Source organism: Micromonospora sp. NBC_01739 (assembly GCF_035920385.1).
In the GTDB taxonomy this organism is placed as follows: domain Bacteria; phylum Actinomycetota; class Actinomycetes; order Mycobacteriales; family Micromonosporaceae; genus Micromonospora.
Genome location: NZ_CP109151.1, coordinates 6027231 through 6042756 on the forward strand (window position 1 = coordinate 6027231; position 15526 = coordinate 6042756).

The following is a 15526-nucleotide window of genomic DNA, read 5'->3' on the forward strand; positions in this document are numbered from 1 at the left end:
GCGTACGGAAGGGCTGTTGTTGCTACCGGCGACCAGCTGGTGTGGCCCGATTTCGGGGCCCGCGGCAGCCCATGGCAGACTGGTCAATCGGCCACCGGTTCCGGTTCACGCCCCACGATCGACGCGCAACGGCGTGTCAGGGCGACCCGGCGACCACGACGAGAGGACCGAGGCGACATGAAGCAGAACATCCACCCGGAGTACGTGACCACCGAGGTCACCTGCTCCTGCGGCAACACCTTCAGCACCCGCAGCACCGCCAAGGGGGGCTCGATCCACGTCGAGACCTGCAACGCCTGCCACCCGTTCTACACCGGTAAGCAGCGCGTCCTGGACACCGCTGGTCGGGTCGCCAAGTTCCAGCAGAAGTACGCCAAGGTTCAGGCCAAGAAGGCCAAGTAGCTCCTGGTCCGACGCCCGCGCCCGGCTCTCGCCGGACGCGGGCGTCGTCCGTCTGTTCCCGCCTCCAGCCATTCTCGAAGGAGCGATGCACAGCATGAGCAGCGAGCGTCTGGCCAGGCTCCTCGACGAGTACGCCGAGCTGGAGAAGCGGCTGGCCGACCCGGCCATCCACGCCGATCAGGGCACCGCCCGGCGGGTCGGTCGGCGGTACGCCGAACTGGTCCCGCTGCACAAGGCCGCCGCCGAGCTGGAACAGGCCCGGGCGGATCTGGCCGCGGCCCGGGAACTGGCCGCCGAGGACCCCTCCTTCGCGGCCGAGACCGAGACCCTGGCGGCGGAGTTGCCCGCGCTGGAGGAGCGGCTGGCCGAGCTGCTGATCCCGCGCGATCCGCACGACGCCAAGGACGTCATCGTCGAGATCAAGGCCGGTGAGGGCGGCGAGGAGTCCGCCCTGTTCGCCGGGGATCTGCTGCGGATGTACACCCGGTACGCCGAGCGACGTGGCTGGCTCACCGAGGTGATCGACGCCCAGGACTCCGACCTCGGCGGGGTCAAGGACGTCTCCCTGGCGATCAAGACCAAGGGGGTCCCCGAAGGGGGCAACGGGGTGTGGTCCCGACTCAAGTGGGAGGGCGGGGTCCACCGGGTGCAGCGGGTCCCGGTCACCGAGTCCCAGGGGCGCATCCACACCAGCGCCGCCGGGGTACTCGTGCTGCCCGAGGCCGAGGAGGTCGATGTCACCATCGACCCCAACGAGCTGCGGATCGACGTGTTCCGCTCCTCCGGGCCGGGCGGCCAGTCGGTGAACACCACCGACTCGGCGGTACGCATCACCCACCTGCCCACCGGCATCGTGGTCTCGTGTCAGAACGAGAAGTCCCAGTTGCAGAACCGGGAGCAGGCGATGCGGATCCTGCGGGCCCGGCTGCTGGCCGCCGCCCAGGAGCAGGCCGACGCGGCCGCCTCGGACGCCCGCAAGGCCCAGGTGCGTACGGTCGACCGGTCGGAGCGCATCCGTACCTACAACTTCCCGCAGAACCGGATCACCGATCACCGGATCGGCTACACGGCGTACAACCTGGATCTGGCGCTGGCCGGGGAACTCGACGGGGTGCTGGACGCCCTCACCGAGGCCGACCGGGCCGCCCGACTGGCCGGGGACCCGGAACTGGCCCGCCGCTGAGCAGCCTCAGGCGCCGCGGGGGCAGCCCTTGGCCCGCAGCATCTCCCGGTCGGCCGCCTCGAAGGCGGCGCTGAGGGCGTCGCGCTGGCCCGGGCCGCCCGCGCCGACCTCGGAGAAACCGATGCTGACCCCGACCGGGGTGCCGGGCACCAGGGATTCCCAGTCCTCGGTGCGGATGGCGGCGTCGATGCGCCGGGCCACCTCGGCGGCCTCGGTCATCCCGGCACCGGGCAAGACGACCACGAACTCGTCGCCGCCGTAGCGGGCCACGAAGTCACCCCGGCGCATCACCCGGTTGATCACCCCAGCGATCCGCTGGAGGACCAAATCCCCGGAGTGGTGCCCGTGCCGGGTGTTGACCGCCTTGAAGCCGTCCAGGTCGCAGACGCCGATGACGACCCGCTCGCCGCGGGCGACCACGGCCGCGATGTAGCGCTCCAGCCGGCGGCGGTTCGGCAGCCCGGTCAGCGGGTCGGTGAGGGCCTCCCCCTCGAAGCGGGCCGCCTCCCGGCGCATCTCCTCGTGGTCGATGCGGGCGGCGATGCCGTCGATGTAGACGTCGCGGAGTCGGTCGTGCCGTTGGGCGGCCAGCCGGAAGGCCAACCGGTCGGCCCGGTGCGCCCCCGCGTGGTCACCGGCCCGGCCCAGGGCGATGCTGCGCAACCGGGCCGGTTCGGCGGCACCGAGGGTCTCGGCGCTGACCTGCACGCTGCCCAGCCGGGTGACCGCCTCGATGGGCCGGCCGTCGGCGATGGCCAGGCAGACCTGACCGAGTTGGCGCATGTCCCTGGCGCGGGCGCTGTCCGCCCCGTGCCCGAGCAGCCGGGCCGGGTCGGCACCTCCCACGGTCTCGACGACGTCACCGAGGGCGGCCCGGCGGGCCCCGGCGTACCCGTAGGCGGCGAGGCTGCTGGGGCGCAGTCGGTCGGCGGTGCCGTTGGCGATGAACCGGGTCAGGTCGGTGGCGATGTCCCGCAGTACGCGCAGACAGCCGTCGCCGTCGCCGGTGTGGTCCAGGGCCACCGCATTGCGTAGCCGGATGCCCGGGGCGGCGAAGGTCTCCTCCGGGATCCCGGCCGCGTTGCCCAGTTGCCGGGCCCGTTCGATCGCACCCAGGGCGTAGCCGTGGAAGCTCAGGTAGGAGTAGGCCATGGCCAGGTCGTGCCAGCCCCAGGCGGTGTCCCGATCCGGGTCGTCGACCGCACCCAAGGCCCGGGCGGCCCGCACCAGGTGGGTGACGCAGCGGTCCAGCGCGCCCTGGTGGTGCGCGGCCAGCGCGGCCAGGGCGTTGAGGTGCCCGTGCAGGTAGGGCTCGGCGAGATCGCGTACGACGGCGGAGGCTTCCTCGATGGCCCGGGTGTACTCGGCCGTGCGGCCCAGGTTGATCAGGGCGGAGAGGCGTTGCACCAGCGCATCGCCCCGGGTATGCGGGTCCCGGGTGGTACGCAGCACCCCGTCCAGGATCGCGTACGCCTCCGTGGAGCGACTCACCTCCTGGAGCGCCCGCGCTTTCCTCAGGGCGTCAACCTGGTCCTCGACCCGGTCGAGCCAGCCCACCCGCGACCTCCCGTCGGCGTGCCGCTGCACCTGCTTTTGCACGTGCACCGCGACGACTCATGATTATGGCGTGACCACGCAGCCGCAACACCCGTCCGAAGGACCGAGACGGCACCGTCCGTCTCTGCTGGTGGCCGCTGCCACCCGGGACCTGCTCGCCGCCGGGGTGGAATCGGCCCGTACGGACGCGGAACTGCTGGCCGGGCACGTTCTGGGGCTGTCCCGAGGCCGGCTGGCGCTGGCCGAAGATTTCACCGACGAGCAACGAAACCGTTACCAGGCGTTGGTGGACCGCCGGGCGCGCCGTGAGCCTCTGCAACACCTCACCGGCACTGCCGGATTCCGGCATCTGGATCTGGCGGTCGGGCCGGGTGTGTTCGTGCCGCGCCCGGAGACCGAACTGCTCGCCGGCTGGGGTGTCGACCGGCTCCGCAGCATGACGAGCCAGGAGCCCCTGGTGGTCGACCTGTGCAGCGGGTCCGGGGCGATCGCCCTGTCGGTGGCCCAGGAGGTGCCGGCCGCCCGGGTGGTGGCGGTGGAACGGTCACCGGCCGCGCTGGCCTGGCTGCGGCGCAACGCGGCGGACCGGGCCGCGGCCGGAGACCGACCGATCGAGGTGGTGGTGGCCGACGCCACCGACCCGGACCTGCTGGCCGCCCTGGTCGGCCAGGTCGACCTGCTGCTGTGCAACCCGCCGTACGTGCCGCAGGCGGTGGCCGTACCCCCGGAGGTGGCCGGACACGACCCGGCGGAGGCGGTCTTCGGTGGGATGGACGGCCTGTCGGTCATCCGTCCGGTGATCGACCGTGCGGCGACCCTGTTGCGCCCGGGTGGTCACCTCGGGGTGGAGCACGACGACACCCACGGCGCGGCCGTGCCCGACCTGCTGGCCGCGGACGGTCGCTACACCGCGATCACCGCCCATCCCGACCTGACCGGGCGTCCCCGTTTCGCCACCGCGTCCCGCCGAACGGACCACCCACCGGCCGGCACGACCGGCACGTGGCAGACTGGCTCCTCGTGATGCTCTACGACTGCCGGTCGCTGGCCGACCGGGACCGCGGCATCGCTGCGGCCATCGAAGCGGTCCGCAACGGCGAGCTGGTGGTCCTGCCGACCGACACGGTCTACGGGGTGGGTGCGGACGCCTTCACCCCGTACGCGGTCAAGGCCCTGCTGGATGCCAAGGATGCCCCGCACACGCCGCCCCCGGTGCTGATCGGCTCCCGGCACACCCTCGACGGCCTGGTCTACTCGCTGCCCACCGAGGCGCGGGACCTGGTGGAGGCGTTCTGGCCGGGGGCGTTGACGATCCTGGTGCAGCATTCCGCGAGCCTGCGGTGGGATCTCGGCGACGACAGCGGGGTGGTGGCGGTACGGATGCCGCTGCACCCGGTCGCCCTGGAGGTGCTGCGGGAGACCGGTCCGATGGCGGTCGCCTCGGCCAACAAGAGCGGCCAGCCGCCCGCCCTGACGGCCGAGGAGGCACGCGACCAACTCGCCTACTCGGTGCGGGCGTACCTGGAGGCGGGGCCGGCGGTGGACCCGGTGCCCAGCACGATCGTGGACCTCACCGGTGACGATCCGGTGCTCGTCCGGGAAGGTGCCATCGGGCTGGACCGGCTGCGGGAAGTGGTGCCGGAGCTGCGCGAGAGCCAGGAGGCGTAGGTGCCTCCCTTCACCGTTCTGCACGTCTGCATGGGCAACATCTGCCGCTCCCCGATGGCGGAGCGGCTGCTGGTGCTGGCCGTACGGCAGCGCCTGGACCGGCGCGACATCGACCCGGCCCGCGCCGACGACCTGCTGCACAGCCACAGCGCCGGCACGGGTGGTTGGCACGCCGGCGAGGAGATGAACCCGCCGGCCGCCCGGCAGGTGATCACCCGGGGTGGCAGCACCGCCGGGTTCGCGGCCCGCAAGCTGCGCTCGGAGCACATCGACGCGGCCGACCTGGTGCTCACCGCCACGGCCGACCAGCAGGAGTACGTGGTGGCGCTGCGGCCCGACGCCGCGGCGCGCACCTTCGTGCTGGGGGAGTTCGGGCGGGTGCTGGCCACCCTGGACCCCTCCGGCTTGCCGGCGGCCGAGGCTTCCCCGGAGGCGGTGTACGCCCGGGGGGTGGCGCTGGTCGAGGCGGCCCACGCGGCTCGCCAGGGCACGACCCTGCTGCCCACGGACGACCTCGACGACCCGTGGGGGCGCGGGGACCAGTGCTTCACCCGGGTGGCCGACGAGATCGAGGAGACCGTGCAGCCGCTGGCCGCCACCCTGCTGCCCTGATCGGTGAATCTCCTCCGGATTCGGAGGAAAAGGCAGCAGAAGTGGTGATTAGCGCCATTCTGGGAGGGTCCTGACGGCTCCTGCGGGGAGAGCTGATGACCCGGGCGTTGCTGCCGAAAGTGTTCACCGTCCTGTTGGCCGGCACGCTGGCCGGCCTGGCGCTGGCGGTGGCGGCGCTGCCCGCCGCCCTGGTGTACGGCGTCGGGCTGGCGTCGCTCGCCGCGCCGTACGCGGACCTGCCCAGCAGCCTGCGTACGCCACCGACCGCCCAGCGGTCCAACCTGTACGCCAACGACGGCACCACCCTGATCACCTCCTTCTACCAGGAGGACCGGGTGGACGTGCCGTTGGACGAGGTGGCGCCGGTGATGCGCCAGGCGATCATCGCCGCCGAGGACGCCCGGTTCCACGAGCACAGCGGGGTGGACCTGCGCGGCGTCGTGCGGGCCTTCACGGTCAACCAGCGCGACGGCACCACCCGGCAGGGCGCCTCCACCCTGACCATGCAGTACGTGCGCAACGTGCTGAGCAACGATCCACGGCTCAGCGAGGAGCAGCGGGCCGCCGCCACCGAGGTCAGCACCGCCCGCAAGATCCAGGAGATCCGGTACGCCCTGGCCCTGGAACGGGAACTGACCAAGGACCAGATCCTGACCCGGTACCTGAACATCGCCTACTTCGGCGCGGGGGCGTACGGTGTCGCCGCCGCCGCCCGGCGCTACTTCTCCACCTCCCCGGCGGAGCTGACCCTGGCTCAGGCGGCCTTGCTGGCCGGGCTGGTGCGCTCACCGCACACCGACGACCCGATCAACGGTGACGCGGACAGTGCTACCGCCCGCCGAGGGTACGTCCTGGACCGGCTGGTCGAGTCCGGCCAGGTCCCGCCCGACGTGGCACAACAGGCGCAGGCCGAGCCGTTGAACCTGCGCCCCAGCGAGACCCCGAACGACTGCACCGCGGTACCCGAGGGGCACAACGACTGGGGCTTCTTCTGCGACTGGTTCACCCGGTGGTGGAGTGACCAGCGGGCCTTCGGCAGCTCGGTCGACGAGCGGCAGCGCACCCTGCGCCGGGGCGGCTTCACGATCGTCACCTCCCTGGATCCGGCCGTGCAACGGTCCACCACCGAGCAGGTGCGGCGGATCTACTCGGCGCAGTCCCGGTACGCGATGCCCACCGCGGTGGTGCAGCCGGGCACCGGGCGGGTGCTGGCCATGGCGGTGAACCGGACCTACAGCGTGGCGGCCAACCCGGCGGGGCAGAAGAACCACCCGAACACCGTCAACCAGCTCGTCGCCGGTGGCGGCACGATCGTCGGCTACCAGGGTGGCTCCACCTTCAAACTGTTCACCCTGCTGGCCGCGTTGGAGGCCGGGCTGCCGCTGAACACCGTGTTCGACGCGCCGGACCGGATCGTCACGGGCTTCCGGGCCAGCGGCGAGACGAGCTGCGGCGGCTACTGGTGCCCGGAGAACGCCAGCGCCTCGATGAGCGGGGAGCACGACATGTGGACCGCCTTCGGGGAGTCGGTCAACACCTACTTCGCCTGGCTGGCCGAGCGGATCGGGGCCGACCGGGTGGTGGAGATGGCCCAGCGGCTCGGCATCGTGCTGCGGGCCCGGGACGACGCGCAACTGGCCCGGCACGGGGCCCGGGAGTGGGGACCCTTCACCCTGGGGGTGGCCGCCACCACCCCCCTGGACCTGGCCGGGGCGTATGCCACCGTGGCGGCGGAGGGGATCTGGTGCGCCCCCACCCCGATCACCGCGATCACGGACGCCGCCGGGCGGCGGGTGACCGCCGGCCAACCGGACTGTCGGCAGGTGCTCGACGTCGACGTGGCCCGGGCGGCTGCGGACGCGGCTCGTTGTCCGGTCGGCGACCAGTCGATGTACCGCACCTGCGGCGACGGGACGGCCGCCCGGCTGCGCAGCCAGCTAGACCGGCCGGTGGGCGGCAAGACCGGCAGCTCCGATCGGTACGCCACGGAGACGGTGGTCGCCTTCACCCCCCAGTTGGCGGTGGCCGCGATGGCGGCCAACCCGGACGACCCCCAGGACCCGGTGGGTCAAGCGGTGCAGCGCGCGATGGTGGATTCGGTGGGGGAGATCCTCGCCTTCACCCTGCGGGACCAGCCGGTACGTGACTTCGTGCCGCCCAGCGAGACGACCGCCTGGCGGGTCACCGGCGAACGCACCGGCAACTGAGCCAGGCTGTCCTCACCCCTCGGCGCGGGCGGTGATGTTGCGGGCCATGCCGCCGAAGACAACGGCGTGAAAGGGCGCCACCGCGGCCCAGTAGGCGTGCCCGGCCAGGCCGTGCGGCAGGAAGACCGCGCGCTGCCGGTAGCGGACGGCACCGTCCTCGCCGCGCTGCACCCGCAGCTCCAGCCAGGCCCGGCCGGGCAGCCGCATCTCGGCCCGCAGCCGCAGCACCTCGCCCGGCACGATCTCCTCCACCCGCCAGAAGTCCAGCGCCTCGCCCACCCGCAGCTGGTGCGGGTCGCGTCGGCCCCGGCGCAGTCCCACCCCGCCGACCAGCTTGTCCAGCCAGCCGCGTACCGACCAGGCCAGCGGGAAGGAGTACCAGCCGTGCTCGCCGCCGACCCCCTCGATGACCCGCCACAGCGCCTCCGGTGATGCCGCCACCGGCCGTTCCCGTACGTCCGTGTAGGCGGTGCCGCCGCTCCAGTCGGGGTCGCTGGGCAGGGGTTCGGCCGGGGCGTTCGACCCGGCGGCGGTCGACCAGCGGGTCTCCACCTGGGCGTCGCGGACCTTGGCCAGGGCCAGGGCGACGGCCTCGTCGAAACCGGTAAGCCCGCCCGGTGGGTCCGGCAGGTACCCGGCGATGTCGTGCTCGTGGGCCACCGCCTCGTGGATCAGGCTGGCCACCAGGGGCCGGGCCAGCGAGTTGGGGACCGGGGTGACCAGCCCCACCCAGTACGAGGAGAGGGTGGGGGTCAGCGGGCGGACCGGCAGCAGCAGTCGGCGGGGCAGCCCGGCGACCCGGGCGTAGCGCTGCATCATCTCGCCGAAGGTGAGCACGTCCGGGCCGGCGATGTCGAAGCCCCGGTCGACCTCCTGCGGCAGGTCGGCGCAGCCGACCAGGTAGTACAGCACGTCCCGGACCGCGATCGGCTGGATCCGGTTGGTCACCCAGCGCGGGGTGACCATCACCGGTAGCCGCTCGGTCAGGTAGCGCAGCATCTCGAAGGAGGCCGACCCGGAGCCGATGATCACCGCCGCCCGCAGCACCACGGTCGGCACCCCGCTCTCCCGCAGGATCCGCCCCACCTCACTGCGCGAGCGCAGGTGGGCCGAGGCGGTCGGGTCCTCCGCGGCCGGTTCCGGGCCGCCCAGGTAGACGATCCGGCGTACCCCGGCCGCGCGGGCCGCGGTGGCGAAGTTCACGGCGGCCTGCCGGTCGGCGGCCTCGAAGCCGGCCTGCCCGAGGGAGTGCACCAGGTAGTACGCCACCTCGATCCCGGCCAGGGCCGCCGGCAGGGTCTCCGCCCGGCTGAGGTCCCCCTCGGCGATCTCGACCTGTCCGGACCAGGGCACGTCGCGCAGTCGGGCGGCCCGGCGAGCCAGGCAGCGTACGTCGTGTCCGGCGGCCAGTAGACGGGGCACCAGACGTCCGCCGATGTACCCCGTCGCGCCGGTGACCAGGCATCTCACGGGCTCCAGTCTGCGGCCCAATAGACTCACTCGCTGTGGAGACCGCGACAGGCACCTTCTGGGGGCCGGACTTCGAGCAGTTGAGCACGGGCGATCCGGAGATCGCGGAGGTGGTGCTCGGTGAGCTCGACCGGCTGCGTACCGGCCTGCAACTGATCGCCAGTGAGAACCTCACCTCACCGGCGGTGCTGGCCGCGCTGGGCTCCACCCTGACCAACAAGTACGCCGAGGGCTACCCGGGGCGGCGCTACTACGGCGGCTGCGGCCAGGTGGACCGGGCCGAGGAGATCGGCATCACCCGGGCCAAGGACCTGTTCGGTGCCGAGCACGCCAACCTGCAACCGCACTCCGGGGCCAGTGCCAACCTGGCCGCGTACGCCGCCCTGGTGCAGCCGGGGGACACCGTGCTGGCGATGGAGCTGCCGCACGGCGGGCACCTGACCCACGGCAGCCGGGTGAACTTCTCCGGCAAGTGGTTCCACACCGTCGGCTACACCGTCCGGCGGGACACCGAGCTGATCGACTACGACGAGGTACGCGACCTGGCCCTGGCCCACCGGCCGAAGATGATCATCTGTGGCGCCACCGCGTACCCCCGGCTGATCGACTTCGCCCTGTTCCGGGAGATCGCCGACTCCGTCGGGGCGTACCTGATGGTGGACGCGGCGCACTTCATCGGGCTGGTCGCCGGGCAGGTGATCCCCTCCCCGGTGCCGTACGCCGACGTGGTCTGCGCCACCACCCACAAGGTGCTGCGGGGTCCACGGGGCGGGATGATCCTGTGCCGGGAGTCCCTGGCGGAGCGGATCGACAAGGCGGTCTTCCCCTTCACCCAGGGCGGTCCGCTGATGCACGCGGTCGCCGCCAAGGCGGTCGCGTTGCACGAGGCGGCCCAGCCGGAGTACCGCCGCTACGCCGCCCAGGTGGTGGCCAACGCGCAGGCCCTGGCCGACGGGCTGGCCGCCGAGGGGATGCGCCCGGTCTCCGGGGGCACGGACACCCACCTGGCGCTGATCGACCTCCAGTCGATCGGGGTGACCGGGGCCGAGGCCGAGGCCCGGTGCGACGCGGCGACCATCACCCTGAACAAGAACGCCATCCCGTACGACCCACGTAAGCCGATGGTCGCCTCCGGCATCCGGGTGGGCACCCCGAGCGTCACCACCCAGGGCATGACCGAACCCCAGATGCGGCAGGTCGCGGAGTTGATCGCCCGAGCGGTACGCACCGACCCCGCCGCCCCGGGCGGGACCGACGAACTGAACCGGATCGCCGCCGACGTGGCCGAGTTGGCCGCCGACTTCCCGGCGTACCCCCGATGAGCGCCTCCGGTGCCCCGGAGCCGGCGGCCAAGCCCGCGCCCCGGGCGGGGGAGCCCGGTGCCATCCGGGCCCGGCTGCCGCACCTGCGCCTGCCGCTGCTGGCCTGTGCCGGGCTGGCCGTGGTCGGGGTGCCGATCGCGGCCCTGGTACGCGGCCCCACCAGCGCGGCCGGGGTGGCCGCCGGGATCGGCCTGGTCATCGTCAGCTACCTGATCTCCAGTTTCTCGGTGGCCTGGGCGGACGCGGTCAACCCGAAACTGATCATGTCCGTGGGCCTGGTCACCTACGCCACCAAGATGGTCTTCCTGGGGGTGGTGATGGCCGCGGTGGCCAAGAGCGGCTGGCCGGGGCTGCCGGACATGGGGGTGGCCATCATCGCGGCCGTCGTGGTGTGGATCGCCGCCCATGTGAGTTGGGCTATGCGGGCACCGCTGCCGACCGGGAACCGGGTGTCGGGTCACTGAACCGGTCCGCGGTGTCCGTGGGCGTTTCGTGGCCCTGTTTCGGTGGCTGTGCAGGAGTAAGCTGGCTCCGGCTGACGCGCCCGCACTCGCCGCCCGCACGCTGCTCGCAGTGTGGGGGGTGCCGCACATCTGCGAAACTCCTGGCTGATAGTGTTCGCCTCGTCATGGCCGACAGCCCTCACCACGGAAACTCCGACGAGCACTCGTCGGAAGGCGTAGCCGGAGCCGTTTTTGGTTACCTGCTCGCCGGCATCGTGGCGTGGGGATTCCTCGGTTGGTTGGCGGCGAAACTCCTCGGCCTGCCGACCGGCATCGGGATCGGGGTGGGCATGATGCTCGGCGCAGCCGGAGCGATCTACCTGATCATGAAGAGGCTCAGTGCCTGAGTGCCGGCACACGCGGGTCTGTCGAGTGCGGAGGATGACACGTTGAGCGGACAGTTTGTCGCCGCAGAGGGCCTTCCATGGCCCCCCAAGGTCGATGACTTCTATCCGCCGGATCTCGCGGGTCCGTGGGTCACGAAGTTCACCCTCATGATCTGGCTGGCCGTCGGGCTGGTGATGATCTTCTTCCTGCTCACGTACCGGAACCCCAAGCTGGTGCCGAGCAAGGGCCAGTGGATGGCGGAATCCGTCTACGGCCTGGTGCGGGACAACATCGCCCGGGAACAGATGGGCAAGGAGGGCATCAAGTTCGCGCCCTACTTCACCGTGCTGTTCTGCTTCATCGCGGTGACCAACCTGTTCGGTATCACTCCCGGGTTGCAGATCTCGCCGAACTCACACATCGCCTTCCCGATCGTGCTCACGGCGGTCACCTATGCGATGTACATCTACGTCGGTATGCGTAAGCACGGCGTGGGCCGCTACCTCAAGCAGAGCCTGATCCTGCCGGGCATTCCCTGGCCCATGCACTTCCTGCTGGTGCCGATCGAATTCCTGCAGACCTTCATCAACCGGCCGGTCACCTTGGCGGTGCGACTCTTCGCCAACATGTTCGCCGGTCACCTGATCCTGCTGGTCTTCACGGTCGGTGGCTTCGTGCTGCTCGCCTCGGACAACCTCTTCATCCAGGCGACCTCCGTCTTCGCCTTCCTGATGGCGATCGTGATGGCCTTCTTCGAGGTGCTGGTCTCGCTGTTGCAGGCCTACGTCTTCGTCACGCTGAGCGCCAACTACATCGGGACCTCGCTTTCGGACGAACACTGATCCGACCCGGTGGGATGCCCGCCCGAGCTTTAGGTACGACCGCGTACGCGTGAAACCCTCACGCGTCAAACAGGAGGAATACCCGCAATGACTGTTCTTGCCGAGATCAGCGGTAACGTCAACACGATCGGCTACGGCCTCGCCGCCATCGGCCCCGCTGTCGGTGTGGCCCTGATCTTCGTGGCGTACATCAACTCCAGCGCCCGCCAGCCCGAGTCGGCCGGCTACAACCGCACCTGGCTGGTCCTGGGCTTCGCCCTGGTTGAGGCGCTCGCCCTCTTCGGCCTGGTGCTTGCCTTCGCCGTCAGCTGACCGTCCGTTAGTCGACCCGGAGGTCTGACATGAATCTCGCTGCCGAAGGTCATCACCCGCTTGTGCCGATCTGGCAGGAGCTGGTCATCGGGACGATCGCCTTCGCCCTGCTCTGCTTTGTGCTGCTGAAGTTCGTCATGCCGCGCATGGAGACGATGTACCAGGCGCGGGTCGACGCGATCGAGGGTGGCCTCAAGCGCGCCGAAGCGGCGCAGGCCGAGGCCAACCAACTTCTCGAGCAGTACCGGGCCCAGCTCGCCGAGGTGCGTACCGAGGCGGCACAGATCCGGGACGACGCCCGGGCCGACGCCGAGTCGATCCGTACCGACATCCTGGCCAAGGCCCGGGAGGAGTCCGACCGGATCATCGCCGCCGGCCGGGAGTCGCTGGCCGTGGAGCGCGAAACCATCGTGCGCGAGCTGCGCGCGGAGGTCGGCGGTCTCGCGGTCGACCTGGCCGGTCGGATCGTGGGCGAGTCGCTCGCGGACGAGGCCCGCCGCAAGGGCACCGTCGAGCGCTTCCTCACCGATCTCGAGAGCGCGGGGGCCCGCTGATGCAGGCCGCCAGCCGGGAGTCCTACGCCACCGCCCTGGCGCGGCTGGAGGAGTACGTCCGCGGCGCCGAGCCAACGGCGATCACCACCACCGGCACCGAACTGCTCGCCGTGGCAGACCTGCTGCGGCGGGAGGTCCGGCTGCGTCGGGCCCTGTCCGACCCGGCCCGCGAGGGCGCGGACCGGACGGGTCTGCTGACCGGGGTGCTCTCCGGCAAGGTCGGCGCGGAGACGCTGGACCTGCTCGGCGGGCTGGTCGCCGGCCGGTGGTCGGCGCCGTCGGAGCTGCTCGACGGTGTGGAGCGCCTCGGCGTGCAGGCGCTGCTCGCCGGTGCCGACCGCGCCGGCGAACTCGGTGAGGTGGAGGACGAGCTGTTCCGCTTCGGCCAGGTGGTCGCGGGGGATCCGCAGCTGTCCAACACCCTGTCCGACCCGGTGGCGCCGGTGGCGCAGCGGGCCGAGCTGATCGGGATGCTCCTGACGGGCAAGGCCCGACCGACGACGGTGCGACTGGCGGAGGCGGCCCTGGCCGGCTTCGGTGGCCGATCGTTCTCCACCGCGCTGTCCCGGCTGGTAGAGCTGGCGGCGGAACGCCGCGACCGGCAGGTCGCGTACGTGACCGTCGCGGCACCGCTGACCGAGGACGAGGAGCGTCGGCTGACGGACCAGCTCTCGGCCATCTACGGCCGGGTGGTCGCCGTGAAGCTTACGGTTGACCCGACGATCCTCGGCGGAGCGAGCGTTCGGGTGGGTTCGGACCTGTACGACGGGACGATCCTGCGCCGCCTCAACGAGACCCGTAACGCGCTCGCAAAGCGCTGACCTGCACCCCGCGATGCGCCCGGAATAACAGTCGACCCGAGGACCGGTCGGTACTAGGTATCCCGGGCCCCTGATACTTAAGGAAGCAGAGGATGGCCGAGCTGACCATCTCGACGGAGGAGATCCGCGGCGCGCTTGAGCGCTACGTCTCCTCCTATTCGCCCGACGTCTCCCGTGAGGAGGTCGGCACCGTCGCCGACACCGGTGACGGCATCGCCCACGTCGAGGGCCTGCCCTCGACCATGACCAACGAGCTGCTGGAGTTCGAGGACGGCACCCTCGGCGTGGCGCTGAACCTCGACGTCCGGGAGATCGGTGTCGTCGTCCTCGGCGACTACTCCGGGCTTGAGGAGGGCCAGCGGGTCAAGCGCACCGGCCGGGTGCTCTCCGTGCCGGTCGGTGACGCCTTCCTCGGTCGCGTGGTCAACGCGCTCGGCCAGCCGATCGACGGCCTCGGTGACATCGCCGACGAGGGCTACCGTGAGCTCGAGCTCCAGGCCCCGAACGTGATGGCCCGGCAGTCCGTCTTCGAGCCGCTGCAGACCGGCATCAAGGCCATCGACGCGATGACCCCGATCGGTCGTGGCCAGCGGCAGCTGATCATCGGTGACCGTAAGACCGGTAAGACCACGGTCGCGCTGGACGCCATCCTCAACCAGCGGGAGAACTGGGCCTCCGGCGACCCGAAGAAGCAGGTTCGCTGCATCTACGTCGCCATCGGTCAGAAGGCCTCCACCATCGCCTCCATCAAGGGGCAGCTGGAGCAGGCCGGCGCGATGGAGTACACCACCATCGTGGCCTCCCCGGCCTCGGACCCGGCCGGCTTCAAGTACCTCGCCCCCTACACCGGCTCGTCCATCGGGCAGCACTGGATGTACGGCGGCAAGCACGTCCTGATCGTCTTCGACGACCTGAGCAAGCAGGCCGAGGCGTACCGGGCCGTGTCGCTGCTGCTGCGTCGCCCGCCGGGCCGTGAGGCGTACCCGGGTGACGTCTTCTACCTGCACTCCCGGCTGCTGGAGCGCTGCGCGAAGCTCTCCGACGAGATGGGCGGCGGCTCGATGACCGGCCTGCCGATCATCGAGACGAAGGCCAACGACATCTCGGCCTTCATCCCGACCAACGTCATCTCGATCACCGACGGCCAGATCTTCCTGGAGACCGACCTGTTCAACCAGGGAGTCCGCCCGGCGATCAACGTCGGTACCTCGGTCTCCCGGGTCGGTGGCGCCGCGCAGATGAAGCCGATGAAGAAGGTCTCCGGTTCGCTGCGGCTGAACCTGGCCCAGTTCCGTGAGCTGGAGGCCTTCGCGGCCTTCGCCTCGGACCTGGACAAGGCCTCCCGCGCCCAGCTGGACCGTGGTGCCCGTCTGGTCGAGCTGCTCAAGCAGCCGAACTACTCGCCGTACCCGGTGCAGGACGAGGTCGTCTCGGTCTGGGCCGGTACCGAGGGCAAGCTGGACGACATCCCGGTCGGTGACGTGCGGCGCTTCGAGACCCAGTTCCTGGAGCACCTGCGGCGTAAGTACAACGCCACCCTCCAGGCGATCGCCGACAACAAGTGGGACGACGAGATCATCGCCGCCCTCGACTCGGCCGTCACGGAGTTCAAGAAGGGCTTCCTCGGCCGCGAGGACGAGCGCACGATCAACGAGGCGCCGGCGGCGCCGCTGGAAGGCGAGGCCGAGCACGAGACGGTCACCCGCTACAGCGGCGGTTCCTCGGCCCAGAAGAAGTAGGGTCGGG

Annotated in this window: 16 protein-coding genes; 14 read left to right on the top strand and 2 right to left on the bottom strand. The window is 71.1% G+C overall.

The genetic code is table 11. From position 1 onward, the window contains the following. Positions 1-177 precede the first annotated feature (177 nt). Positions 178-402 (top strand): 50S ribosomal protein L31, encoded by a 225-nt coding sequence (rpmE, locus tag OIE53_RS27370; RefSeq protein ID WP_327024309.1) that lies wholly within the window; start codon positions 178-180, stop codon positions 400-402. A 94-nt stretch (positions 403-496) separates the two neighbouring features. Further along, positions 497-1585 (top strand): peptide chain release factor 1, encoded by a 1089-nt coding sequence (gene prfA, locus OIE53_RS27375; RefSeq protein WP_327024310.1) that lies wholly within the window; start codon positions 497-499, stop codon positions 1583-1585. A gap of 6 nt (positions 1586-1591) precedes the next feature. Here prfA and OIE53_RS27380 read toward each other — a convergent pair whose 3' ends face one another. Next, positions 1592-3142 carry a GGDEF domain-containing protein gene (locus tag OIE53_RS27380; protein ID WP_327027449.1) on the bottom strand — a complete coding sequence of 517 codons (1551 nt, stop codon included), beginning with the start codon at positions 3140-3142 and terminating at the stop codon, positions 1592-1594. Between the two features lie 70 nt (positions 3143-3212). Here OIE53_RS27380 and prmC point away from each other — a divergent pair, with 70 nt between their 5' ends. The 4 genes from prmC to OIE53_RS27400 all read left to right on the top strand — a co-directional run bounded on the left by prmC (position 3213) and on the right by OIE53_RS27400 (position 7629). Beyond that, complete coding sequence (gene prmC / locus OIE53_RS27385; protein WP_327024311.1) at positions 3213-4166, top strand: peptide chain release factor N(5)-glutamine methyltransferase; 954 nt, start codon at positions 3213-3215, stop codon at positions 4164-4166. After that, entirely contained in the window at positions 4166-4810 is a 645-nt protein-coding gene (locus tag OIE53_RS27390; protein WP_327027450.1) for an L-threonylcarbamoyladenylate synthase, read from the top strand. The genes prmC and OIE53_RS27390 overlap by 1 nt, the downstream gene beginning before the upstream one ends. Then, the gene (locus tag OIE53_RS27395) at positions 4811-5422 is read left to right on the top strand and encodes an arsenate reductase/protein-tyrosine-phosphatase family protein (protein WP_327024313.1); all 612 of its coding nucleotides are present in this window, start codon (positions 4811-4813) and stop codon (positions 5420-5422) included. 95 nt (positions 5423-5517) lie between these two features. Beyond that, the gene (locus OIE53_RS27400; protein ID WP_327024314.1) at positions 5518-7629 is read left to right on the top strand and encodes a transglycosylase domain-containing protein; all 2112 of its coding nucleotides are present in this window, start codon (positions 5518-5520) and stop codon (positions 7627-7629) included. A gap of 12 nt (positions 7630-7641) precedes the next feature. Here the strand turns inward: OIE53_RS27400 and OIE53_RS27405 are convergent, their stop codons facing one another. Next, on the bottom strand, positions 7642-9099 hold the full coding sequence (locus OIE53_RS27405; protein WP_327024315.1) for an SDR family oxidoreductase: 1458 nt from the start codon (positions 9097-9099) through the stop codon (positions 7642-7644). Positions 9100-9134: 35 nt separating this feature from the next. On the opposite strand from OIE53_RS27405, the gene glyA reads away from it, so the two are divergent. The 8 genes from glyA (at position 9135) to atpA (ending at position 15519) form a co-directional block, all read left to right on the top strand. Next, positions 9135-10421, top strand: a complete 1287-nt coding sequence (gene glyA, locus OIE53_RS27410; RefSeq protein ID WP_327024316.1) for a serine hydroxymethyltransferase — start codon at positions 9135-9137, stop codon at positions 10419-10421. Next, positions 10418-10885: a hypothetical protein gene (locus OIE53_RS27415; RefSeq protein ID WP_327024317.1), complete on the top strand. Its 468-nt coding sequence runs from the start codon at positions 10418-10420 to the stop codon at positions 10883-10885. The genes glyA and OIE53_RS27415 overlap by 4 nt, the downstream gene beginning before the upstream one ends. Before the next feature lie 164 nt (positions 10886-11049). Further along, the gene (locus OIE53_RS27420; RefSeq protein WP_327024318.1) at positions 11050-11271 is read left to right on the top strand and encodes a hypothetical protein; all 222 of its coding nucleotides are present in this window, start codon (positions 11050-11052) and stop codon (positions 11269-11271) included. Continuing rightward, positions 11272-12093 carry a F0F1 ATP synthase subunit A gene (gene atpB, locus OIE53_RS27425; RefSeq protein WP_327024319.1) on the top strand — a complete coding sequence of 274 codons (822 nt, stop codon included), beginning with the start codon at positions 11272-11274 and terminating at the stop codon, positions 12091-12093. A gap of 87 nt (positions 12094-12180) precedes the next feature. Next, complete coding sequence (atpE, locus tag OIE53_RS27430) at positions 12181-12405, top strand: ATP synthase F0 subunit C (protein ID WP_327024320.1); 225 nt, start codon at positions 12181-12183, stop codon at positions 12403-12405. Between the two features lie 29 nt (positions 12406-12434). Continuing rightward, entirely contained in the window at positions 12435-12959 is a 525-nt protein-coding gene (locus OIE53_RS27435) for a F0F1 ATP synthase subunit B (RefSeq protein ID WP_327024321.1), read from the top strand. Further along, the gene (locus OIE53_RS27440) at positions 12959-13780 is read left to right on the top strand and encodes a F0F1 ATP synthase subunit delta (RefSeq protein WP_327024322.1); all 822 of its coding nucleotides are present in this window, start codon (positions 12959-12961) and stop codon (positions 13778-13780) included. Before OIE53_RS27435 ends, OIE53_RS27440 begins: the two co-directional genes overlap by 1 nt. Positions 13781-13872: 92 nt before the next feature. After that, positions 13873-15519 carry a F0F1 ATP synthase subunit alpha gene (gene atpA, locus OIE53_RS27445; RefSeq protein WP_327024323.1) on the top strand — a complete coding sequence of 549 codons (1647 nt, stop codon included), beginning with the start codon at positions 13873-13875 and terminating at the stop codon, positions 15517-15519. The last annotated feature ends 7 nt before the right edge of the window (positions 15520-15526 follow it).